The organism is Salinirubrum litoreum, assembly GCF_020567425.1.
Taxonomy (GTDB): Archaea; Halobacteriota; Halobacteria; order Halobacteriales; family Haloferacaceae; genus Salinirubrum; species Salinirubrum litoreum.
The window spans coordinates 979889-1002806 of record NZ_JAJCVJ010000001.1 but is presented as its reverse complement, the minus strand read 5'-3'; the positions used below and the strand labels follow the sequence as shown (position 1 = coordinate 1002806).

Annotated in this window: 24 protein-coding genes; 22 read left to right on the top strand and 2 right to left on the bottom strand. The window is 68.4% G+C overall.

Going from position 1 to position 22918, the window contains the following annotated elements:
* Positions 1-11: 11 nt before the first annotated feature.
* Positions 12-2705, bottom strand: coding sequence for a phosphoenolpyruvate carboxylase (gene ppc, locus LI337_RS04950; protein WP_227228605.1), 2694 nt, complete (start codon positions 2703-2705; stop codon positions 12-14).
* 351 nt (positions 2706-3056) lie between these two features.
* On the opposite strand from ppc, the gene LI337_RS04945 reads away from it, so the two are divergent.
* Positions 3057-3893 (top strand): ubiquinol-cytochrome c reductase iron-sulfur subunit, encoded by an 837-nt coding sequence (locus LI337_RS04945; protein ID WP_227228604.1) that lies wholly within the window; start codon positions 3057-3059, stop codon positions 3891-3893.
* Between the two features lie 84 nt (positions 3894-3977).
* The gene (locus LI337_RS04940) at positions 3978-4274 is read left to right on the top strand and encodes a DUF8113 family protein (RefSeq protein WP_227228603.1); all 297 of its coding nucleotides are present in this window, start codon (positions 3978-3980) and stop codon (positions 4272-4274) included.
* 35 nt (positions 4275-4309) lie between these two features.
* Here the strand turns inward: LI337_RS04940 and LI337_RS04935 are convergent, their stop codons facing one another.
* Complete coding sequence (locus LI337_RS04935) at positions 4310-4738, bottom strand: hypothetical protein (RefSeq protein WP_227228602.1); 429 nt, start codon at positions 4736-4738, stop codon at positions 4310-4312.
* Between the two features lie 470 nt (positions 4739-5208).
* Here LI337_RS04935 and LI337_RS04930 point away from each other — a divergent pair, with 470 nt between their 5' ends.
* The 20 genes from LI337_RS04930 to LI337_RS04835 all read left to right on the top strand — a co-directional run bounded on the left by LI337_RS04930 (position 5209) and on the right by LI337_RS04835 (position 22698).
* On the top strand, positions 5209-5772 hold the full coding sequence (locus LI337_RS04930) for a hypothetical protein (protein WP_227228601.1): 564 nt from the start codon (positions 5209-5211) through the stop codon (positions 5770-5772).
* A 144-nt stretch (positions 5773-5916) separates the two neighbouring features.
* Positions 5917-6993 carry a TIGR00341 family protein gene (locus LI337_RS04925; RefSeq protein WP_227228600.1) on the top strand — a complete coding sequence of 359 codons (1077 nt, stop codon included), beginning with the start codon at positions 5917-5919 and terminating at the stop codon, positions 6991-6993.
* A complete protein-coding gene (locus LI337_RS04920; protein ID WP_227228599.1) occupies positions 6980-8338 on the top strand; it encodes a DUF7972 family membrane protein in 1359 nt (452 codons plus the stop codon). The genes LI337_RS04925 and LI337_RS04920 overlap by 14 nt, the downstream gene beginning before the upstream one ends.
* A 603-nt stretch (positions 8339-8941) precedes the next feature.
* The gene (locus tag LI337_RS04915) at positions 8942-9151 is read left to right on the top strand and encodes a hypothetical protein (protein ID WP_227228598.1); all 210 of its coding nucleotides are present in this window, start codon (positions 8942-8944) and stop codon (positions 9149-9151) included.
* A gap of 168 nt (positions 9152-9319) precedes the next feature.
* Complete coding sequence (locus LI337_RS04910; protein ID WP_227228597.1) at positions 9320-10405, top strand: WD40/YVTN/BNR-like repeat-containing protein; 1086 nt, start codon at positions 9320-9322, stop codon at positions 10403-10405.
* Positions 10406-10414: 9 nt separating this feature from the next.
* Positions 10415-11866 (top strand): permease, encoded by a 1452-nt coding sequence (locus LI337_RS04905; RefSeq protein ID WP_227228596.1) that lies wholly within the window; start codon positions 10415-10417, stop codon positions 11864-11866.
* A gap of 3 nt (positions 11867-11869) precedes the next feature.
* The gene (locus LI337_RS04900) at positions 11870-13309 is read left to right on the top strand and encodes an MFS transporter (protein ID WP_227228595.1); all 1440 of its coding nucleotides are present in this window, start codon (positions 11870-11872) and stop codon (positions 13307-13309) included.
* 3 nt (positions 13310-13312) lie between these two features.
* Positions 13313-14956 carry a cbb3-type cytochrome c oxidase subunit I gene (locus LI337_RS04895; protein ID WP_380699242.1) on the top strand — a complete coding sequence of 548 codons (1644 nt, stop codon included), beginning with the start codon at positions 13313-13315 and terminating at the stop codon, positions 14954-14956.
* A gap of 139 nt (positions 14957-15095) precedes the next feature.
* Entirely contained in the window at positions 15096-15689 is a 594-nt protein-coding gene (locus tag LI337_RS04890; RefSeq protein ID WP_227228594.1) for a hypothetical protein, read from the top strand.
* Positions 15690-15871: 182 nt separating this feature from the next.
* The gene (locus tag LI337_RS04885) at positions 15872-16345 is read left to right on the top strand and encodes a cation:proton antiporter regulatory subunit (RefSeq protein WP_227228593.1); all 474 of its coding nucleotides are present in this window, start codon (positions 15872-15874) and stop codon (positions 16343-16345) included.
* Positions 16342-17586: a cation:proton antiporter gene (locus LI337_RS04880; RefSeq protein ID WP_227228592.1), complete on the top strand. Its 1245-nt coding sequence runs from the start codon at positions 16342-16344 to the stop codon at positions 17584-17586. The genes LI337_RS04885 and LI337_RS04880 overlap by 4 nt, the downstream gene beginning before the upstream one ends.
* Positions 17583-18026 carry a hypothetical protein gene (locus LI337_RS04875; protein WP_227228591.1) on the top strand — a complete coding sequence of 148 codons (444 nt, stop codon included), beginning with the start codon at positions 17583-17585 and terminating at the stop codon, positions 18024-18026. The genes LI337_RS04880 and LI337_RS04875 overlap by 4 nt, the downstream gene beginning before the upstream one ends.
* 2 nt (positions 18027-18028) lie before the next feature.
* Complete coding sequence (locus LI337_RS04870; protein WP_227228590.1) at positions 18029-18334, top strand: hypothetical protein; 306 nt, start codon at positions 18029-18031, stop codon at positions 18332-18334.
* A 128-nt stretch (positions 18335-18462) separates the two neighbouring features.
* Entirely contained in the window at positions 18463-18621 is a 159-nt protein-coding gene (locus LI337_RS04865) for a hypothetical protein (RefSeq protein ID WP_227228589.1), read from the top strand.
* The gene (locus LI337_RS04860; RefSeq protein WP_227228588.1) at positions 18618-18929 is read left to right on the top strand and encodes a hypothetical protein; all 312 of its coding nucleotides are present in this window, start codon (positions 18618-18620) and stop codon (positions 18927-18929) included. Before LI337_RS04865 ends, LI337_RS04860 begins: the two co-directional genes overlap by 4 nt.
* Positions 18930-19054: 125 nt before the next feature.
* Positions 19055-19417, top strand: a complete 363-nt coding sequence (locus LI337_RS04855; protein WP_345777728.1) for a helix-turn-helix transcriptional regulator — start codon at positions 19055-19057, stop codon at positions 19415-19417.
* A complete protein-coding gene (locus LI337_RS04850; protein ID WP_227228587.1) occupies positions 19417-20184 on the top strand; it encodes a hypothetical protein in 768 nt (255 codons plus the stop codon). The genes LI337_RS04855 and LI337_RS04850 overlap by 1 nt, the downstream gene beginning before the upstream one ends.
* Positions 20181-21437, top strand: a complete 1257-nt coding sequence (locus tag LI337_RS04845; protein WP_227228586.1) for a Glu/Leu/Phe/Val family dehydrogenase — start codon at positions 20181-20183, stop codon at positions 21435-21437. The genes LI337_RS04850 and LI337_RS04845 overlap by 4 nt, the downstream gene beginning before the upstream one ends.
* The gene (locus LI337_RS04840) at positions 21434-22390 is read left to right on the top strand and encodes a hypothetical protein (RefSeq protein ID WP_227228585.1); all 957 of its coding nucleotides are present in this window, start codon (positions 21434-21436) and stop codon (positions 22388-22390) included. The genes LI337_RS04845 and LI337_RS04840 overlap by 4 nt, the downstream gene beginning before the upstream one ends.
* A complete protein-coding gene (locus tag LI337_RS04835) occupies positions 22387-22698 on the top strand; it encodes a ribbon-helix-helix domain-containing protein (RefSeq protein ID WP_227228584.1) in 312 nt (103 codons plus the stop codon). Before LI337_RS04840 ends, LI337_RS04835 begins: the two co-directional genes overlap by 4 nt.
* The last annotated feature ends 220 nt before the right edge of the window (positions 22699-22918 follow it).

Here is a 22918-nt window from a genome sequence, read left to right as displayed (position 1 = left end):
GCGAGTCGGCTTCAGCCGGTGTTCTTCATGCCGGCCGCGATACCCTTCACCGTCAGCCGCAGGGTCTTCTCCTCGGCGTCGGTCCGGTGGGTCTGCGCCAGGAGGTGCGTCTGGAGCAGGTTCAGCGGGTCCACGTAGGGGTTCCGCCGCCGGAGGCTCTCCTCCAGCCACTCGCGTTTCAGCAGTTCGGCGCGGCCACTGATCGACAGCGCGTAGTCCACCGCCTCCTCGTACTCGGTCTGGAGGCGCGGGAAGAACTGCTGGCGCAGGTCGCTCGTGGCGAGGTCGGCGTACTCCGAGGCGATCTCCAGATCGGTGCGGGCCATCGCCAGCGACGCGTTGTCGAGCGTCGTCCGGAAGAACGGCCACTCGTCGTACATCGCTTCGAGCGTCTCCATGTCGCCGCCGTCGTCGAGGTACGCCTCGACGCCTTCGGCGAAGGAGTACCACCCGGGCAGGATACACCGCGACTGGGTCCACGAGAACACCCACGGGATGGCCCGCAGGTCCTCGACGTTGCGCTCGCCCGACCGTGAGGCGGGCCGCGAGCCGAGGTTCAGGTCCTCGATGACCGTGATTGGTGTCGCCTGCTCGAAGTAGGAGACGAAGCCGTCGGTCTCCAGCAGGTCGCGGTACTCCGCGCGGGCCGCCGCCGCCATCGTGTCCATCGCCTCGGCCCACTCCTCGGGGACGTGTTCTTCCGGTTCCTGCAGTGCCTGATACCGGGCGCGGACCTGCGCGTCGAGCATCTGTTCGAGGTTGCGCTCCGCGATGCGGGGGGTGGCGTACTTCTCGGCGATGGCCTCACCCTGCTCGGTGAACTTGATCTGGCCCGTCACCGTCTCGTTCGGCAGGGCCAGCATCGCCTCGTTCATCGGGCCGCCGCCACGGGAGATGGAGCCACCGCGCCCGTGGAACAGCCGCATCGTCACGTCGTGGTCGTCGGTGATCTCCGCCAGCCGACGCTGGTTCTTGTAGAGGTCCCAGTTGGCCGCGAGGAAGCCGTTCTCCTTGTTCGAGTCGGAGTAGCCCAGCATGATCTCCTGCACGTCGTTCCGGGCCGTGAGCGCCTGCTGGTAGGCGTCGTTCTCGAACAGCGTGCCCATGATCCGGCGGGCACCGTTCAGTGCGGATTCGGTCTCCAGCAGGGGGACCACGTCGAGGCCGCAGTGGTCCGGCAGGCTGACGACGCCGGCCTGATCCGCGAGGAACAGCACTTCGAGGACGTGGCTCGGCTCCTCGGTCATCGAGATACAGTAGGTGTCGATGGCCCCCGCGCCGTACTCGTCCTGCCACTCGGCGAGTTCGTCGAACCGCCGGAGGACGCGTTCGGCGGTGTCGGACACCTCACCCGGTTCGGCCACGTCGAAGACGGCGTGTTCCTGCAGGATGGCGTCCGTGAGGAGTTCGACGCGCTCGTCCTCCTCCATCGCGGCGTAGTCGATGCCCTCCACCGACAGCGCCTCCGTGACGGCCTCGGTGTGGTTTTCCTGGTGGTCACGCAGGTCGAGACTCGCCAGCGTGAAGCCGAAGGTGTCGACCTGCCGGATGAGTGGCTGGAGGTACGCGTCGACGACCTCCTCGGCCCCGTTCTTCCGGAGGCTGGCGGCGATGATCTCCAGATCGGCCATCAGTTCTGCGGGCCCGGCGTAGCCGTCGGGGCGCACGTCCTCGACGCGGTCGAGTTTCTCCCGCATCAGCTTCAGTTTCTGGCGGTACGGCTCGTCGGGGTAGCGCTCCTCGGTCTCGTCGGCGACCGTCGGGAACCGCTCGCGGTCGGCCTCCAGCGAGGCGCGGAAGTCGCTCCCGGCGTCGATGCGACTCCCGTCCTGACTCAACACGCCCGACAGTCGTTTCAGCGCGGTGCGGTACTTCCCGAGAACGACGGCGCGCTGGCGTTCCAGCGTCTCGGTCGTGACCTCGGGCGTGACGAAGGGGTTGCCGTCGCGGTCGGACCCGGCCCACGAGCGGAACTCGAACAGCTTCGGCACGTCCACGTCGGGGTACTCGTCGTGGACCGTCGCCTCCAGTTCGGAGTACACCTCGCCGACCACGTCGAACAGCGTGTTCTCCAGGTACCACTGGACGTTGCGCGCCTCGTCGGTCGGCTCCGGCCGGCGGTTCCGCACCTGCGGCGTCTGCCAGAGACTCGTGACCTCGGCGTCGACGCGTTGCCAGACCTGTTCCTGTTCCCCGTCGGTCAGGCGTCGCTCGTCGACGGTCTCGAGGTGGTCCGCGATGGAGCGGAGTTTCGCCTTCACCGTCTTCCGGCGGGCCTCGGTCGGGTGGGCCGTGAACGTCGGTTCGATGAGGACGTCGTCCAGTACGCCCTGCACCGTCTCGCTGTCGGCGTCGTTCTCGGCGAGTGTCTCGATCGCACCCTCGAGAGAATCGGCGAGCGTGCCGTCCTGTGAGGCCTGTCGGATAGAGCGGACTCGCTGGCGCTCCTCCGCGAGGTTGATGAGTTCGAAGTAGGTGGTGAACGCACGGGCGACGACGCTCTCACCGTCCGGTTGGAGGGAGTCCAACACGTCGTGGAGCGGTTCCCGCGAGGGGTTGGTGCCGTCCCGGTAGGCGATGGCGGCCGTCCGCAGGTCCTCTACCGTCTCGAACGCGTCCGTCGAGGTCTGCGCTTCGAGAACGTCGCCGAGGAGTGCGCCCAGTTCGCGCACGTCCTGCCGGACGTCTCGGTTGTGCAACTTCATGACACTGTGTACGAGTGGCGTATCGTAAAAGGTCACGACTCGCTCCGAAAAATTGCCTCAGTGAAGAGTGAATCCAGCGCCGTCGCTGGGCGTCCGAGGAAGGGTGATCCGGCCGGAACAGCCGGATCGATCGACTCACACGGTGGCGTGGTGGGATGACAGGCTCACAGTTCGCGTCGGCCGACCACGGACACGGACACGCCATCAGCGCGGAGAGCGGCCACGGATAAGTAGCTCGCTAAGTGGTCTCAATAGGAGTACGTATCCGAACAGTGGGCGGCGCTGGTCTCGACTGTAGGCAGTGACCGGGCACTTCGTCAGTCTTTTTAGCGGGCACGCTAAGAGAGAGGCATGAGCAAAACCGAGGACAAGTACCCGCCGGAATCGGGACGGCGGCGGTTCGTGAAGGGCGTCGTCGGTGGTGCGGCGCTCGCCGGTGTCGGCGCGGGTGGCTCGGTAGCGATCAACAGCGCGACGACCTCGCCGGGTCGTGGTGGTGGGAGTACGCAGGCGATGGCCATCGAGAACATCGCCGGTCCCGCCCCGCGCGGGATGCCACAGATCCCACTGGAGATCGACAGCGAGGGCTACCTGAAGGGCGTCTGGCCCGACGTGACGACCGAGACCCAGAACGGGATCGAGATCGAGATCGCGGAGATGGACCTCGGTGGGATGACCTACTCTTCGGAGTGGTTCCAGTACTGCGGCGTCGAGGCCTACCAGGGTATCCAGCCGAGCTACGAGAGTGACAACTACTTCCGGTCGGACTCGGGCAAGTACGAGTGGCAGACGAGCACCTACGAGTCGGGCGACCGACTCCACGTCGACGACTTCTCCGACTACACCGAGTGGGGCAACGGCATCGGCGACGACGGCCTCGGGAAGCCCGCGACCGGGACGTGGCGGTCACAGGACTCCAGCGACACCATCCCGATCCAGGTGATCCGGAGTCCGATCATCGAGGAGGCCGCACAGGAGAACGAGTGGCTCGGGGCCAGTACCTCCGAGGGCTTCATCGCGTGGCTCAACAAGTGTACCCACTTCTGCTGTGTGCCGGGGTACAAGATCGCCGCCGACGCCGCGAAGTTCAACGCCGAAGACGACGTCTACTGTCAGTGCCACCAGTCGGTGTACGATCCGTTCAACATCGTTCCGACCCTGTTCACCGCCCGTCCGCGCCCGGACTGATCGCGCTGTCTCGCGGCCCGCCGCCGCTCGCCCGATCTGGCGAGCGAGCAGTCGTTTTTTCTCTCCTGCCCGACAACCGACGGTATGGACGACTTCGAACGCCGACTGACCGCCGCGAAACAACTGTTGGCCGACGACGTGACCGCCTTCCACGTCGGCGTCGTGCGCGAGAACGAGGAGATCGACACCGCGTTCGGCGTCCGTGCCGACGACCCCCAACAGGAGAGCCTCCAGTCGCTGTCGCTGCTCGCGACTCACGTCAGACTCGTCGCCCGCGAGGCCGGCGTCGAACCCTCGACCGTCGCCGGGGACGCGGCCGCACTCGCCGGTGAAGTCGCCGACGTGGAGGGGGCACTGTCGCACGATCCCGACGAGGAGTGACCCGACTCGTCGGCGCGACGAGAGCGTCTGGAGAGTCAGGGCACGCCCACGCGCTCGTGGCGCGTGTAGAGGTAGACGCCGGACGCGAGACAGGTCCCGACGATCAACCCGAGTCCGGCGACCAGCGTGGCGAGGCGGACGCTGACGAGGAGGTCCGACCCGACGAACGCGAGGGCCGGGAGCGCACCCGCGCCGAGGAGGTACCGCCACCACTTCGGGTGCCAAGCGGCAGTCGCGTCCGCCGCGAGCGCCCGCCCGTCGAGTGCGAGTGTCGGGAGTGCGAGCAGACTCGCTAGCGTCAGTAGGATCGTGACACCGACCGCGACGAGGCCGATACCGAGTGGGCTCACGTCGAGGAAGAACAGGCCGAGCACGAAGCCGAGACCGAGCAGACAGGCGAGGAGATAGCCGAACAGACCGAGCCAGTACCACTCGCCCGAACGTGTCGTCTGAAAAGAAGACATCGTGTCGACAGACGCGACCCAGTCGCAAGTATCCCCCATTTCTGCCAGGAATCCGGACCGTCGACGACCGGCGGACGCCGACGACGCTCGGCTCTCGTCGACGACTCCGGTGACAACGAGTCGGCGAGTCCCACCGAACTCTCTCGTGATCCGTCGTCCTCCATCGGCTTCCGTCGACTTCCATCGAACTCCGTCGAACCCCCTCGGGGCTTCTCGGTACCCACCGGAGACGGACCCACCGTGAGACGGAATCAGTGTATAATCGACGAGTCATGTCTAGAAAAAACCGCCGTACTGCGTAGTATTCTATAGTATCAATATTCGTTCAATAGGGGAAACGCTTTTGAACGTACCCCGAGTAGCAGTGGGTGTCGGATCGGCCCGGACGACACGCTTCGGCGTGGATGATCTCCCGGCCTCTGCAGAGAGATCGCCGAGACCGTTCGAGGCGCATCGACCGTTTTCGACCCATGAAAGGAGAATACGCATTCTGTCCACAGAGCGGCGCACCGCTCTCCGAAGAAGTTCACTACGACGACAGGGGTCGTGCACAGCGGGTGCCGATCTACGACGACTTCCCCGGCCGGACGCCGGACGGGGAACTCACGAACGGCTCGCTCCGCTCTGCTCGCGTGGCCCTGTTCAACCACTTCCGTCGCTCGTACCGTCGCCACCACGACGAGGACGACGGCGGTCTGTTCAGCAAGGCCGCGCTGGGGCTCACACGCCTGAAGCGCGCGGCCGAGGGCGACACCGAGTGGGACATGTACGTCTGGTACGCCCTGGCGGAGTGGCTCCACGGGGAGTACGACGTCCGCTGGATGCACGCCCACGTCGAACCGCGCTGTCCCGACTGTGCCGGACAGTTGCAGTACGAGTCGCTCGGCGACGGCGACTACCGTGCGACCTGCGCGACGAACTGTGCGGGTCACCACGGCGACAGTCTCGCGACCATCGCCGACGCAGTCTGTACCCTCTACGCGGGGGCGTTCGACGACCCCGCGCCCGCGCCGACCGATCTCCTCCTGGTCTGACGCTCGGATCGCGCTGCGGGGGGACGGTCGATGTCTCTTTCCCGTCGTCTCGCCTGCCGGTTCGTCTCATCCTGTAATGCCTTCACACCACTACCTACTCACTACCAAACCGTGTTACCGTACGGACGGGACCGGGACCTGAGCGTGGCCCGAACAGATATGCGACTCGTCGAGGTCATGCTCCTCGCGGACGAGGCCCGGACCGAACTTCTCGACGTGCTAGACGCAGAACAACTCGACTACAGCATCGTAGACATGACCGACGATCCGACCCGATCGGCGATGATCTCGTTTCCGGTCGCGGCCCACGCGGTGGAGTCGATCCAGGATCAGATCGCCGACCTCGACTGCCGAGACGAGATGTACACGGTCGTCTACGATCCGGAGACGATCGTGTCGGATCGACTGGACGACGACGTCGAGGAGGACCCGCAGGTCGGCGCACTCGCGCCGGGACGCATCTCCCGGCGGGAACTCCACTCGAAGGCGGCGGACCTCCTCCCGGACTTCGTGATCTACACGATCCTGACGGCGATCAGCGCGGTGGTCGCGACGGCCGGCGTCCTGCTCAACTCGCTGTCGGTGCTGATCGGGTCGATGGTCATCGCACCACTACTCGGCCCGGCACTCTCGACGGCGGTGGCGACCGTCATCGACGACCAGCGCCTGTTCGGTCGGAGCGTCCTGTTCCAACTGAAGGGGTCGGTCGTCGCGCTGGTGAGTTCGGTCGTGTTCGCGTACACCGCGAAGTCGGCGACGTACGTCTCCCGGAACGCGGACATCGACGTGTTGCTCCAACTCAGCACGCACACCTCGCCGGCGTTTCTGCTGGTCGCGGTCGCGGTCTGTGGTGGCATCGCGGGGGCCATCTCGCTGTCCACCAGTGGCTCGACGGAACTGGTCGGCGTGATGGTCGCCGCCGCGATCATGCCGCCCATCGGTATCGTCGGCGTCGGCATCGCGTGGGGTCGCCCGCGCGTCGTCCTCGGTTCGACTGCGGTCGTCCTCATCAACCTCATGTCGATCAACCTCGCCGCTATCGTCAGTCTGTGGTACCTCGGCTACAAGCCGGACTCCTGGCAGGAACTGAAACAGACCCGGAGCAAACTGCTCCGCCGGAGTGCGGTGCTCTTGGGACTCGTCCTCACGCTGACGGTGTTCCTGACGCGACTCTCTCACGGTGACCTCAACGGGGTGATCCCGGCGTATGTCGCGTGGTGAGGTCCGCGAGGAGGCCGACTGCCAGCAGTCGGCCGACGACGTGACCACCGAGCAGTCGGTCGACGACCCGCCGGACGACCAACCGAGGGAGTTCGAGGACGCCGACCCGTCAGCGTCCGAGGACGACCAGTCCGCGACCGACGAGACCGCCACCGAGTCGGAGGACACAACCGACCTCGAGTCGGGGAGCGACACCGAGTCCGGAGCCGACGATCAAGCGAGGACGACCGACGATCACGCCGAGACCCTGCACCGGGCGCTCGGAGTCGCGGGGTCGTTCCTCCGGGTGACGGCCCGGATCACGTTCGTCGGCGTCTCACTACTCGTCTCGCTCGTGCGGGAGAGCGACCGACCGAACCCGGCCCGGCGCTGGTTCCTGCTCGCCGGCGACCGGTGGGCAATCGTCGGATCGCTCGTCGTCTCGTTCTTCCTCGGCTCTCTGGTTCTCGGCGTGACGAACGTCATCGGGATCCAGGAGTCCGACTTCGTGACGACGATGTTCTCGACGATCATCGCTGGCCTGTTCTCCTTTGTCCCCATCGTCGTCTCGGTGAACAACGTCGCCCTCGGGCGGATGTTCGACGGCCCGGACGCCCTCCGGGAGCGCGTGGACGGGGTCCGTGCCTTCCGAACCCGCGTCGAGGCGATGGCACCGGACGTGACCGTCTCGCCGACCGACCCGGCCGGGTTCCTGTCGGTGTTGGCCGGGACCCTGCTCGAACGCACGGACCGCCTCGCGGAGACGGTGGCGGTGGCCGACTCGGCTGGGATGCGCGACGACGGGACGGCGACCACGGCGGACGACGAAACCGCGACCGAGGTCGATGCGTTCGGCGACGCGGTCGGGCGGGTGGCCGCCGGCATCCGGGACGAACTCGACGGGACCGACCCGGCGGTGTTCGACCTCCTCCTGCCGATGATGAACCACGACTACTCGCAGTTGGTGAACGAGGCGCGGAGCCTCCGCCACCGCGTCGAGGACCCCGAGGTCGCGGCCGCCCTCGGTGATCTCGGCGAGACGCTGACCGCGCTGGACGTGGCGCGACAGTACTTCAAGACGATGTACGTGCAGGACGAACTGGCCCGCCTCTCGCGGCTGGTCGCCTACAGCGGACTCACGGCCTTCCTCTCCTCGACGCTGGTCGTGATGATCTACGCGAGTGGCTATCCCCCAGTGCAGCACGAGACGCCACTGCTTCTGTTGGTGACGCTCTCGCTGGCGGTCGCGTTCGCACCCTTCGCCATCCTGTTCGCCTACGTGGTTCGGCTGGCGACCGTGGTGAAGCGGACTGCGGCCCCCGGTGCGTTCACCCCGCAAGGTGAGCGGCCGGATCACGTTCGGTAGCGTCGAGAGACGTGTGGAACTCTGCTGGGTGTCGCGCCTCGGACAGTCACGACGCTGGCGATTCGGACGCGATCACGAGTGGTGCGAGACGGCGAGAGAGAATACGCGATCACAGCATGACGAGAGATCCATCCACGACACGACCGCTGGACTCCGGTTCGGACGCGGGTCGCGTGGGTAGTGTGAGTCGCTGGCCCCCGCCGTGAGGCGGTTGCTACGACCGATTCGGAGACCGCGACTGCTACCGTGACAGCAGCGCGAACCGCATCCGCAACCCGCGACAGCACCGATACTGTTAGTAGCGCACCTCCCAGCGGAACCGCGACAGCACAGCACCGCCACCGCAGCGCCACCGTACCGCAATCGCGCGAGCCACGAACCTCCCCAGCCGACTGCGCTACTCATCCACCGGAAATCTTCGATTTCCGAGCCTTCGTCGTCGGCGCGTCGCGCCGACTGCTGGCGGGACCTCTGGTCCCGCTCTGTTCGCAGGCTCACGAAGACCTCGCGTGCCGTTCTCGCACGCGCCGACCGCACAGCACTGCAAACAGCCGACAGCGTCGGCTATCGAAAACACTCGGAGACACCAGAATCCATCCAACCATGAGCCAGAGCCAACACCAGATCGACACCGGACGCACCGACACCGACGACCACACTGCGGGCGAACACGAGCAGACCGAACTCGGGACCGACGACCCCGCGACGACTGCCGGCGGGGCACACTACACCTGTCGGACACACGACGACCCACGCCGGGCGCGGGTTCGCGGGTTGACCGCCGGCCCGGTCGTTCGAGTCACGAACGAGTAATCCCTGCTGACCGCCGACTCCCTCCACCGACTTCGACGCTCTCCCTCCGACACTCGACCTCCCTGCTGACGCATTCGACCCTCCACCGTTCGCTCCCGCCACCGAACTCTCCCTGCTGACCCGACGGCGCTCCTCCCTCGACCTTCCGCAGTCCTCCACGACTTCACCATGACAAGCTACACACGACGCGGACTGCTGGCTCTCACCGCCGGGGCGACCGGACTCGCCGGATGCCTCGGCGGGAGCGACGCGAGCCAGACCGCGACCGACTCGACGACAGTACAGCAGACGACCACCTCGCCCACCGGCGACGGTCCCGGCACCACCACGCCCTCCGGCAACCAGTCGGTCGGCAACGACGGCAGCGACGTGGGACCGGGCGACTGGCAGGCCGTGAAATCCCCGACCGACGGGACCCTCCACGCGGTCGTGACGACCCGCGAGGGACCCTTCGCCGTCGGCGAGGAGGGCGTCCTCCTCGGCCGGTGCAACGGGGTCTGGGAGACCGTCCTCGACTCCGGACTGGAAGTCACCGGCAACGGCCTGCTCGGGGCGGACATCACCGCGAACGGACGCCACGTCTGGTTCGCCGGCGGCTCCGGCGCGGTCGGCCGATACGACCTCGCCGGGTCGACCGTCACCGACTTCTCGGCCCCACTCGGGAAGACCTCGACGTGGGAAGACGTGGCGGTCGCCGGACTCGCAGGCGAGGAGTGGATCTACCTCGCGAACGGCTCCGGCGAGGTCCTGCGCGGGAAGAACACCGGGAGCGAGATCGACTGGAGAGGCGTCACGAAACCCGGAACCGGGTCCTCGATCTCGGCGGTCGAGTTCGTCGGCACCGGCACCGGCTTCCTCCTCGACGGGAGCACGAACGTCTTCCAGACGACCGACGCCGGGAAGGATTGGCGCAAGGTCGGTATCCCGGTCGCCGGCAACGACCTGCTCTCGCTGGCCGCGATGGACGCCGACAGCGTCAACGTCGGCGCGTCCGGCGGGGCGGTCTTCCGGTACAACGGCTTCACCTGGACCGAACTCGACGCCGGACAGGCCTCGGTCCACGGACTCACCCGCGACGACAGTCAGGGTCTCGCCACCACGAGCGAGGGCGAGGTCTTCGAGTTCGACGAGGGTGAGTGGCACCGAACCGCCAAGCCGGTCGACGAGGGCCTGTACGACGTCACCTTCGGCACCACCTCCGCCCCGGACGTGGCGGTCGGCAGCAGCGGCCGCATCGTGGAGCGGTTCCGGTAGGTGACTCGGATGGCTCTCGTCGAAACCATTCTGGCAGGCATCGGTCTCGCCCTCGACATGGCGTGGGAGACGTGGTGGGCACTCGTCCTCGGCTTCACCATCACCGGCGCGGTCGAGGAGTTCACGACCGAGGAAGGGATGACGAAATACCTCGGCGACGACGGCTGGAGGGAAGTCGGACTCGGCACCGCGTTCGGCGCGGCGACCTCCTCGTGTTCCTTCTCGGCGGTCGCCACCGCGAAGACGCTCTACAAGAAGGGCGCCTCGCCGGTCTCCTCGCTCGCGGCCTTCCAGTTCGCGGCGACCGACCTCGTCGTCGAACTAGGGCTCGTGATGTGGATTCTCCTCGGCTGGCAGTTCGTCGCCGCCGACTTCTTCGGCGGCCTGATCGCGGTCGGCGTCCTCGTCGTCGTCTTCCGGCGCGTCCCCCAAGCGTGGTGGGACGAGGCGTACGAACACGTTCTCGCGCTCGAAGAATCGACCTGCGCGCTCTGTGGGATGACGGCGGAACCGGCAGACGACGACACCGTCGAGACGACCCACGACGGCGAGTCGGTGTACTTCTGCTGTGCCGGCTGTCAATCGGCGTGGGCGAACAAGAACGACGCAGACCTCGACGCCGACGACGGCCCCGAGATGCTCTCGACCGAGGGCTGGAAGCGCGTCTCCGCGAACGCCGTCCGCGAGTGGGACATGCTCTGGGAGGACATCGCCCTCGGCTTCCTGATCGCCGGCCTGATCGGTGCGTTCGTCCCCCGCGCGTGGTGGGCGACGCTGTTCGGCACCGGCGACGGCTTCCTGTTCGTCCTGACGAGCGCGGTCATCGCGGTCGTCATCGGCGTCGTGACGTTCATCTGCTCGGTCGGGAACGTCCCCTTCGCGCTGATCCTCTGGTCGAACGGCATCGCCTTCGGATCGGTGCTCACCTTCATCTTCGCGGACCTGATCATCCCGCCCATCGTCAACGCCTACCGGCGTTACTACGGGTCGCGGATGGCCGCCGTCCTGTTCCTCTCGATGGCCGCCGCCGCTATCGTCGCGGGCGTCACGGTCCACTACGTCTTCGACTTCCTCCAGTTGATACCCGCGCAGGGACAGGCCGGCGGGACGGCCCCGGAAGGGTACACCCTCGTCGGGAACCTCCTCGCCACGCCGGTCTTCCTGCTCCAGGTGACGACTGCCTACGGGACCGACACCGTCGGCGATGCAGTGCTCACGGTGATCGGTGTCCTCGGGACGGTCTACTGGAAACTCGAACGGACGTACGGCGTGCTCGCGTCGGCATCGAAGACGCTGGCCACCGCGCTTGCGACCGTGATCGAGGCGCTCGTGACGGTCGCCGGTGCGGTCGGGTCGGCGGTCGCCACGGCACAGGAAGCCGTGAACGACGAGGAGGAGACCGACGACTTCGCGCCGAGGAGCGTAGACACCACCACGTCCTCGGAGGGCGGGGAGGACTGAGCAGTGGGCGAGCCAGAGACCGGGACCAAAGCCGAGACAGCGTGGCCGACCTCGCCGCGAGCGTTTCTCGGCATCGACCCCGGCGTGTTCGTCCTCGCGGGCGCGACACTCGCCTTCTCGCTCGCGGTGCAGGTCGTCGCCCGGTTCGTGCCCGAGTACCTGAATCGACTGGGCGCGTCGGCCGAGACGATCGGGCTGTACGCGAGTTTCGTCTTGCTGTGCCGGACCGTCTACCCGTACCTCGCTGGCGGCGACCGGCGAAGGGTCCCCGGTGGATTCGGCAGACTCAACCGACTCGACGAACTCGCCGACAGACTCGACCACCTCCACGACGGACTCGGCGAGCGTGTCCGGGTCGCAGTCGCGGACGCCGTAACTCCGCATCGCCTGCTGGTCGCGGTCGGCGTGCTCTCGGCGTCCGGCACCCTGCTGTGGCTGGTCGCCCCACAGATCGGCGACGTGTTTCCGGTCCCGGCGTGGGTCGCGGTCGCGGTCGGCACCGGACTCGTCCTGCTGTGGGGTACCCACGGACCGGGTCTCCACGTCGGACTCGGCGACGTGACGACGAGCGACCCGCCCGACGTCGCGTCCGACTCGACGACCGCCGTGCTGACCGGGACGACGACGCTCCGACTGCTCGGCTTCCTCGGCCTGCTCGCGCCGACGACCCTACTCTTCGCCTCGGTCGCGGTCTACCTCTCGGCGTTTCAGGTACTCGCGGCGGTGACCGGCGCGGTCGGCTTCACCGCTGTCGGGGCGTTCGCGGTCCTCGGTCGCGGCGTGTCTCGCCCCGGCCTTCCGACTGCCAGCCGAGAGTTCCCCACGTTCGACACGCTCCGGGGGTCGCTGTCGGCGCTGAACGACGAACTGTGGACGGTGCTGGCCGGCAACACCGCCGTCACGTTCGCCGAGGGGATGGTCCACGTCTTCCTGATCGTGGTCGTGACCGAGTACCACGCGGTCGGCGTCACGGTCGCCGGCACCGAACTCCCGCCGGTGGCGTTCTTCGGTCTCCTCGTCGCAGTCGAGACCGTGGCAGGGTTGGGAGCAGTCGTCGCCGGCACGCGTATCGCGGCGTGGGCAGACCCGCGAACCGTGATCGCGGGCGCGGTCCTCTCGGCGGCGCTGTTCCCGCTCCTGCTGATCGGTGCGCCCTCACACCCGGCGGTGCTGGCGATCCTGTTCGCGCTGTTCGGCGTCCGGTTCGCCGGCGTGCCGGCGCGTGCCGCGCTGTTCGACGAACTCGTGGAGGGCGACGGCGCGGACCGCGTGGTCGAGTCCTGTCGGCTCACCCGGAACCTCGCCGCCGTGCCGGGCGGCGTCGTCGGCGGCCTGCTGTACGGCATCGCACCCGAGGTCGCCTTCGGAACCGCCACGCTCGTCGGCCTGTTCGGGGCGTACCAGTTCCTCCAGTTCGTCCGACTCGGGCGGGAGGCAGAGTGATCCGTGGCGGACGAGCGCGACCGCCTCCACCGGACCTTCGTCGGCCTGCTGAAGCGCCGAATCCGGAAGGTGCTGGCGACCGTGGCGGGGGACGCGGGCGCGGACAAACCCGACGGCCTGACGCGCTGGCTGACGACGCTCGACCACAGAGACATCGGCCTGCTGTACCTCGCTTTCGGCACTGCGGCCGGCCTGCTGGGGGCGCTCGACGCGATGATGCTCCGGACCGCGCTGGTGACGCCCGGTGCGGATATCTGGGGTCGGGAGACGTACAACGCGCTGTTCACGACGCACGGCCTGACGATGCTGTTCCTGTTCGCCACGCCGGTCCTGTTCGGCCTCGGGAACTACCTGCTCCCCCTGTTGGTCGGGGCGGACGACATGGCCTTCCCTCGCCTCAACGCGATGGCCTTCTGGTTGCTCGTCTGCTCGGGCGCGCTCATCCGCGCGGGCCTGCTCGGCGAGGTGCTCGGCCTGGCGAACGTCCACCCGGCCGCAGTCGGGTGGACGCTCTACCCGCCGCTGTCGATCCGGATGCCGAACGCCGAAGTCGATCTCCTGCTGCTCGGTCTGCACCTCTCGGGCGTCTCGACGATAGGGGCCGGGATCAACTTCGTCGTGACCGTCGTCGCAGAACGGGACGTGTCGTGGGCGAACCTCGACATCCTGACGTGGACCTTTCTCACGACCGGCGGCCTGGTGATGTTCGCGTTCCCGATCCTCGGCAGTTCGGTGCTGATGCTGCTGGCGGACCGGAACCTCGGGACGACCTTCTTCACGGTCGACGGCGGCGGGCCGATCCTGTTCCAACACCTGTTCTGGTTCTTCGGCCACCCGGAGGTGTACATCCTCGTGCTCCCGCCGATGGGCGTGATCAGCTACGTCCTGCCGCGATTCGCCGGGCGGCGGCTGTTCGGCTTCCGGTACGTCGTCTACTCGACGCTCGGCATCGGCGCACTCTCCTTCGGCGTCTGGGCACACCACATGTTCGCCACCGGGATCGACCCCCGGTTGCAGGCGTCCTTCATGGCCGTGACGCTGGCCATCGCGGTCCCCTCGGCGGTCAAGACGTTCAACTGGATCGCCACGATGTGGAACGGCAAGATCCGCCTGCGGGTGCCGATGCTGTTCTGTGTCGCGGCGGTCTTCGAGTTCGTCCTCGGCGGCGTCACTGGGATCTTCCTCGCGTCGATCCCGGTGGACCGCGTCCTCCACGGCACCTACTACGTCGTCGGGCACTTCCACCTCGTCCTCGTCGGGATGTCGGTGTTCGCGGCCTTCGCGGCCTGCTACTACTGGTTCCCGCTGTTCACGGGCCGGTGGTACCATCGCGGACTGGCGCGACTCCACTTCTGGCTCTCGACGCTCTCGACGACCGCCGCCTTCGGGACGATGCTCCTGCTCGGCACGGACGGCCTCCCGCGCCGGACCGCGACCTACCCGACCGAGTACGCACCGATCCACGGTACGATCACGGTGTGTGCGCTGGTGCTGGGCATCGCCCAGTTGATCTGGCTCCTCAACGTCTGCTACTCGGCAGTGCGGGGCGATCCTGTGAGGAGCGACGACCCGTGGGATCTGCGGCGACACGACCTCTACACCCGCGAGTGGACCGCGCTCGAACCACGGGAAGTAGACGACGACTGAGCCGGCATCGCTTCCCGACCCGCTTCGACCATCGATCTGTGACCCCTACCGACCACCGACCTGCAACCCACACCGACCACCGGCCCGCGATCAGCCCCGACCGCCCGCCGCCGGGCGAACAGCCCTCCCTTCACTCACCATGTTCCCCGCCGAGACACTCCCAGACGGCGCACTGTTCGGCCCACACCACTTCCTCTACCCGCTGTACGCGATGCTGTTTCTCGCGGCTCGCAAGTGGGACCTCCACCCACGGAAAGAACCGGTCCTCGTCGTGGCCAGTGCTCTGCTCGCGCTGTTCGCGTGGGCACACGTCTGGAAGTACTACCCGGTCTTCGGCGCGACGATGGCGCTGGCTGGGGTCTGTGGCACCATCCTCGGGGGACTCCTCACCTGGCGCTACGGGCGGCGGTTCCAGATCGCGGTCGTCGGTCTCGGTCTCGCCGCACTCGACGACGCGGTCTCTCACGCCTTCGGGGTGTGGACACCGCTCGACCACCTCTGGGGCGTCTGGTGGGCGATCTACCACGGGGAGCGGGTCCCGGTAGTGGCCGAGTCGGTCCGTGACCCGGCGACCGCGCTCGCCGACCTCCAGTCGGCAGTCGGGGAGTCGCTGCCTGCGCTCCCCGCACTTCCCGCACTCGGCGACCTCCCGACGCTCCTCGTCGCCGGAGCGGTCCGAGCACTCGCGCGACTGCCGATCCTCGCGCCACACACGGCGCTGGTGCCACTCTGAACGAGAGCACCGCCGAGGCCAGAGTACCGACGCCACCGACGCCACCGACGACACCGACGACATCGACGCCACCGACGACACCGACGACATCGACGACACCGAGGACACCGACGCCACCGACGACACCGACGACAGACCACGACCACACCGACAGCAACGACAGACACTATCCAACGACACACATGACACTCTACGAGACCACCATCCCCGGCGTCGGCCGGAAGTTCGAGATCGACTGTGGCACCGAGACGCTCGTCGCCCTCGTCCACCACGACGGGAAACGCGAACTGTTCCGCGACGGCGACGACCGGCACGAACGACTCGCCTCGCTGTCCGACCGCGAGGCACGCCAACTCGGCTCCGTTCTGGCCGGCACCTACTACCAGCCAGTCCAACTGGACGATCTGGAAGTCCCACTCGGCGAGGCGATCATCGAGTGGGTTCGCATCGACGAGGAGTCACGGCTCGCCGACACCGAACTCGGCGACGCGACGATCTGGCGTGAGACCGGCGCGACCGTCATCGCGGTCCAGCGCGGCCGGGAGACCGTCCCGAGTCCCGACCCCGAGTTCGTCGTCGAGTCGGGCGACACCGTCGTCGCCCTCGGCACCCGCGACGAACTGGCCGCACTGGATCGCCTGCTGGGAGGCAGATGACCGCCGCTGGCGGCCCGCTTCCGCCGCTGTTGACGGTCGGCGTCGTCGTCACCGCCATCGCACTCGCCGGTGCCGTCGCCAAGCGATTCGGGCAGTCGGTGATCCCGGCGTACATCCTCGCCGGCATCGTCCTCGGGCCGAGCGTCCCGCGACACCTCGGTCCGATCCGACTCGCGGTCGTGGACCCCTCGGGCTACATCGACGTCTTCGCCGAACTCGGCGTCGTCGCCCTGCTCTTCTTTCTCGGTCTCCACGTCAGCGTCGGCGAACTACTGTCGAACCGCCGCGCCATCCTGGGCAGCTCCGCCCTCGACTTCCTGCTGAACTACGCCGCCGGCTTCGGACTGGCGATCCTGTTCGGCTTCTCGACCCTCGAAGCCCTGTTCGTCGCCGGCATCGTCTACATGTCCTCCAGCGCGATCATCACGAAGTCGCTGATCGAACGCGGCTGGATCGTCGAACCCGAGAGCGAACCCATCCTCGGGACGCTGGTCGCCGAAGACCTGCTGATCGCGGTCTACCTGACGTTCCTCTCGTCGGTCGTGCTCGGCGGCGACGGACTGGTCGACGCCGCACTCGGCGTCGGCCGCGGGTTCCTGCTTCTCGGTGCTGTCGCAGTCGTCGGCTGGCGCGGCACCGACCTGCTCGATCGCTTCTTCGCCAGCGACTCGGACGAACTCTTTCTGCTCCGAGTGTTCGGCGTGATGGCACTCCTCGCGGGCGTCGGCCTGACGCTCGGTGTCAGCGAGGGCGTGACGGCGTTCTTCGTCGGTGCCGCGCTCGGGCCGACCGACCACGCCGAGCGCATCGAGCGCGTCATCGACCCGGCGCGAGACCTGTTCGCGGGGCTGTTCTTCTTCGGTGTCGGCGCGACGACCAGCCTCCTCGCGCTGTCGAGCGTCGCGGGCTTCCTCGCGGTCGCGCTGGTCGTGACGACTGTGACGAAACTCGTCTCCGGCACCCTCGGCGGGAAGCTGTACGGACTGGACTCCCGGCGATCCTTCCGGGTCGGCGTCGGTCTCGTCGCTCGGGGCGAGTTCTCGCTGGTCCTCGCGGCACTGGCGGGGTCGGCGGCCGGCGACCGACTCGGGTCGCTGGTACCGGAGTTCGCGGTCGGCTACGTGCTGGTGATGAGCGTGCTCGGCACCCTGCTGATCCGGCACGAGGCGGACCTGCTCGCGCTGGGTGGGCGACTGATCCCGGGCTACTCCGCCCCACAGGTCGACGGAGGTCGCGCGTGAGCGACGACGCTGCGACCGGGACCGGATCGCGGTCGACCGGCGACGTCGGGTCGCAGTCCGCGACCGCGAGGGACGCCCAGTCTGTCGGACCCGTCTCCGACGCACAGACCGTCGTCGTCTGCTGTGACGGCTCTGCCGACGGCGCGCCCGCGAAGTCGGCGTCGTCGTCCGACACCGACGACTCGGTCGCGGCCAGCGACGACATCGAGGGCGAGGACGACGACACCACCTCGACGCAGATGCGCCACTGGTTGACGAACGACCTCCTCGCCGGCTTCCTCCACCTGACGCTCGTCGCGGTCGTACTCGCGGCGGGACTCGGCGCTCTCGACCTCTCGGCGATTCCGCCCCGGATGCGACTCGTCTTCCTCGGGACCGTCCTCTCGGCGACGGTCTGGAGCTTCGGCGAGGACGTGTTACAGTCGATCAGGGGGTCGTAGTCGTGGACACCGCCGTCGCCGCGACACTGCTCCAGTTGATCGCGCTGGCGATTCCGCCGGTCGCGGTCCTGCTCCAGATGCTCCGGAACTCGGAGCACCTCGGCGACCCGTGGCGCGTCTTCTGTTTCGGCCTGGCGCTCTCGTCCGTCTGTTTCTACCTCGCGTCCGGCCTCGCAGTCCTGCGATTTCTCTCCACCGCGCTCGGAGCGCCACTCCTCCTCCGGGGGGCGAGTGGACTGCTCTTGCTGGGTCTCGCCCCCTTCGCCGTCTTCGTCGTCGTCCTCTTCCGCGAGGACATCGCCGACTGAGAGTCCGCTCCCTCGCCGTCCCTCCGACCCGGTCCGTGCTGCACCGACCACACCCTCCCGCGTTCGGTCCACGCCGACAGCCGGGTGCGAGCCCCGGTCGCGGTCTCGGCGGTCCCCCGCCGGTTGCTATGACCCGACGACAACACTCTGCGACGACTGCACAGCCCTCGACTCCCGTCAGCCCTCGGACGGCGGTGTTCGGCTCCGGACCCTGTTACACCGACGACGACGGACTGGCGACGCGACCACTCGGCGACCCGACGCCGGGCCGGGGTGACTCGGCGTGAGCGAGAGCGTCGCCACCTCGATTCTCCAACTCGTCGCGCTCGCTATCCCGCCGGTCGCGGTCCTGATCCAGATGCTCCGCCGGTCGGAGAACCTCCCGTGGAAGTACCGACAGCTCTCCTTCGGTCTCGCCATCGCCAGCGTCGTCTTCTTCATCCTGACCGGCATCCTCGTCCTCGTCTACTTCGTCGTCTCGCTCGGCATCCCGCCGCTCCTGCAGGTCGCCACCGGCCTGACGGTGCTCGGCCTGCTCCCCTTCGCGCTGTTCACACTCGTTCTCTACCGCGAACACAAGATGGAGTTCGCCTGAGCCGGCGACCCGCCTCGCGTCGGTCGGTCACCGCGACAGATCACGTCTCGCCGCCGCGTTCGGTCCACGCCGACAACCGGGTGCAGGTCCCGGTCGCGGTCTCGGCGGCTTCGCCGCCACTCCCTATGAACGCACGAGACCACATCCGCAGTCGAACCTCTCCCGGCGAACCGCCCGTCAAACCAGAACCGCTGACCGGTCTGACCGGCTTCAAGCGCAACTTGCTCCTCGCCATCTGTCGGATGACCGGCGAGCGACCGCACGGCCTCGAACTGAAGCGCAAACTGGAGGAGTTCTACGACGAGGACATCAACCACGGTCGCCTCTACCAGAACCTCTCGGAGTTGGTCGAACTCGGCTTCGTCGACAAACGCCCGGTCGACGGTCGCACGAACGCCTACCGCCTGACCACGACCGGTCGCCTCCGCCTGAAGGCACACCACCACTGGGAGACCGAGTGCCTGCTGGCCGGCGAGGAGGCCCCCTGATGTCGCTCGTCGACCCACTCGACGCGGCCGTCCTCCCCGGCGACGGCGACTACCCGAACCTCGCGCGGGAGGTCCGCGCGGCCGCCCACGCACCCTCGCTGCTCGGTCGACTGCGCGGTGACACCGCGAGCACCTTCTCCGACACCGACCTCGGCGAGTGCCGCGCCCTACTGCTCTCCGCCTCGGCGACGATGGCGACCGACGGCGACGTGTCGGCGTACGCCGACCGCCTCCGGGGCGACCACGACGCGACCGACGAACAACTCGTGGAACTCTCCGGCACGGTCGCCGACGTGGCCGAACTGGCGGCTCTCGCCGCCGGGACGATGCCCGGCGACGTACCGCTGTTCACGGTCGGCACGGTCGAGGAGACGCCGGTACTCGGCGACATCGAGTCGACACTCGGCTTCCTGCCGCGCCACTACCGACTGCTGGCGACCGACCCGGCGGGACTCCGGCGACGCTGGGAACACGACAGAGTGTCGCTCTGTGGCCCGAACGCGACCGACCGACGTTACGCCGGTCTCGGCGCGGCCGTCGCACTCGGGAGTGACTACGCCGTCCGGTTCTACCGCCGACTGCTCGCGGAACTGGGCGAACCCGACGAGCGCGTCTTCGACGCGGTGCGGGTCGCCGCCCACGCGACGAGTCGGTCCCGCTGGCGGGCGAGTGTCGGTGTCGACGACTGGTCGTCTGTCGAGACGACCGAGGCGAGGCCGACCGAACGGGGAGCGACCGATTCGAACCCGGAGGGCGGGACCCAGTGAGCGATCCACTCGCCGCCGTCCGCACACAGATCGACCGGGCGGTCGAGACGCTCGACATCGACCCCACCGTCCGCGACAGACTCCACGACCCCGACAGAATCGTCCAGGTGACGCTCCCGCTGACGCGCGACGACGGCACCGTCGACCACCTCTGGGGCTACCGCGTCCGCCACGACGACGCCCTCGGGCCTGGCAAGGGCGGTCTCCGCTTCCACCCGGCGGTCTCGGCCGACGAGTGTGCCGGGCTCGCGGGCTGGATGACGCTGAAGTGTGCGCTGCTGGATCTGCCGTTCGGCGGCGCGAAGGGCGGCGTCGCGGTCGATCCGGGCGACCTCTCGGTCGGCGAGCGGGAACGACTGGTCCGGCGGTACACCGCCGCCGTCGCGTCGGTCGTCGGTCCCGACCGGGACGTGCCCGCGCCCGACCTCGGTACCGATGCCCGCGAGATGGCGTGGGTCGCGGACACCTACGGCGAACTCGTCGGCCGCGCCAGTCCCGGCGTCGTCACCGGGAAACCGCCGGCACTCGGCGGTGTCGAGGGGCGCGCCTCGGCACCGGGTCGGAGCGTCGCCCTCGTGACGCGCGCCGCGTGTCGCTCCCTCGGCCGCCCGCTGACCACGCAGACCGTCGCGGTGCAGGGGTACGGGAGCGTCGGGGCGAACGCGGCCCGACTGCTCTCCGACTGGGGCGCGACGGTCGTCGCGGTCTCCGACGCCGGCGGCGCGATCCACGATCCGACCGGTCTCGACACCGACGAAATTCCCTCGTACCGCGAGCGACCCGACGCCGTCACCGACTGTGAGGCGGCGGAGGCCGATGAGGTGGCCCACCTGTCGAACGCCGATCTGCTCGGACTCGACGTGGACGTGCTGATCCCGGCGGCGGTCGGCGGCGTCCTCGACAGCGAGACCGCGGAGGCGGTGCGGGCCGACCTGCTCGTCGAGGGGGCGAACGGGCCGACGACGCCGGCCGGCGACGAGCGACTCCGCGAGCGCGGACTCCGGGTCGTCCCCGACGTCCTCGCCAACGCGGGCGGCGTCACGGTCTCGTACTACGAGTGGCTGCAGGGTCGAAATCGGCGAGCGTGGGATCGTGGGCGCGTGCTCGACCGACTCGACGCCGACGTCACCGAGGCGTGGGAGTCGGTCGTCGAGACTGCCGAGACGTACGACTGTTCGTGGCGCACGGCCGCGACCGGTGTCGCGCTCCGCCGACTCGCCGAGGCGCACCAGGCGCGGGGGCGGTGGCCGTGACTCGCGTGGCCCGCGACGCGGCAGACTGGGAGCGTGTGTCGCTCCCGACCGACGCCGACCTCGTGGCCGTGACGGCGACCCGGACCGGTGCGGTCGCGGTCGGTGAAGACGGCACGGTCGTCGCCAGAGAAAGCGAGGGTTGGACGACGCTGGTCGGTGTCGGACCGACCGCCGCCGGCAACGATCTGACCGGCGTCGCCGCGACAGACTGCGGTCGACGCGTCTGGTTCGTCGGCGGGAGCGGAGCCATCGGGAGCTACGACCTCACGTCCGGCAGAAAGCACGACTACACCGCGCCGATGGAGAAGACGAGTACGTGGGAGGCGGTCGCCGTCGCCGGCGAGGCGGGGGGCGAGCGACTCCTGCTCGCAAACGGCTCCGGTGAACTCCTCTCTGCGACCGTGGGCGAGTCGGGCGCACCGATCTGGGACGACCCGGTGAAACCGGGCACTGGCTCGACGATCCCAGCGGTCGCGCTCGGGCCACTCGGCGGTGTCGCCTGCGACACGAGCGGACACGTCTTCCGCTTCGTCGCCGACGAGTGGCGGCAGATCGGTGTCCGGAACGCCGAGGTTGACTTCTTCGACGTGGCCGTCGGCGACGACCGACTGTGGGTCGCTGGCGACGACGGGCTCTGTTACCGGTACGACCCCGGAAGGGAGAACTGGACCCCGGTGGCGGTCGGAGAGGAGACGCTTCGCGGACTCGCTTGGCGGGACGCCTCGGGGACCAGCCACGGGGCGTCGGGCAGACTGGCGGTCGTCGGCGACAGCGGCACCGTCGCGTGGCGAGACACGACTGCAGACTGGACCCAAGAGGCGGACGTGACCGACGAAGACCTCCGGGCGGTCGCGCTCGGCCCGGTCGACGTGGCGGTTGGCGACGCGGTCCTCGAACGAGTCGTCTCCGGGACCGGCCGGCGGGACCAGCCCCGACGAGGCGGTGACCGATGAGTCTCTCCGGCATCCCCGACGCGCCCGACGAGAGCTGTCGGGACCGCGAGACGGTTCGGCTCCCGCGAAGTACCTCGAAGGAGATACAGCGACTCGTGGAGGAGGGCCGGTATCCGAACCGGAGTGCGGCGATCAGGGCCGGTGTCCGGTTGCTCATCGACCACGAGTCCGGAGCGTTCGGTCGGTCCGAGGCGTCCGGCCACCCCGGCGACTCCGGCGAGACGACCGAGGCCGGCGAGTCGACCGAGTCCCACGAGACGACCGCGTCTGCCGACGCCACCGGGGCAGACGGTGACGACACTCGCTGACTCCCGCGGTTCCACGACGAGAGACCGCTTGTCAGATACCAGTGTCCGTTCTCCCGCCGAGGACGGGTTCGACAGTGTTCTCCCACAATGCCTAAGCGGTCGGCCCCGAACGAGCACACGAGGACGAACGTGCTGTGACAGGACGCTGCCGGCCACCCCACCCGCCCGTCGCACGCCCCCGAGCGCTCACTCCGTGTCGGCGACGGGCACGACCGCCACA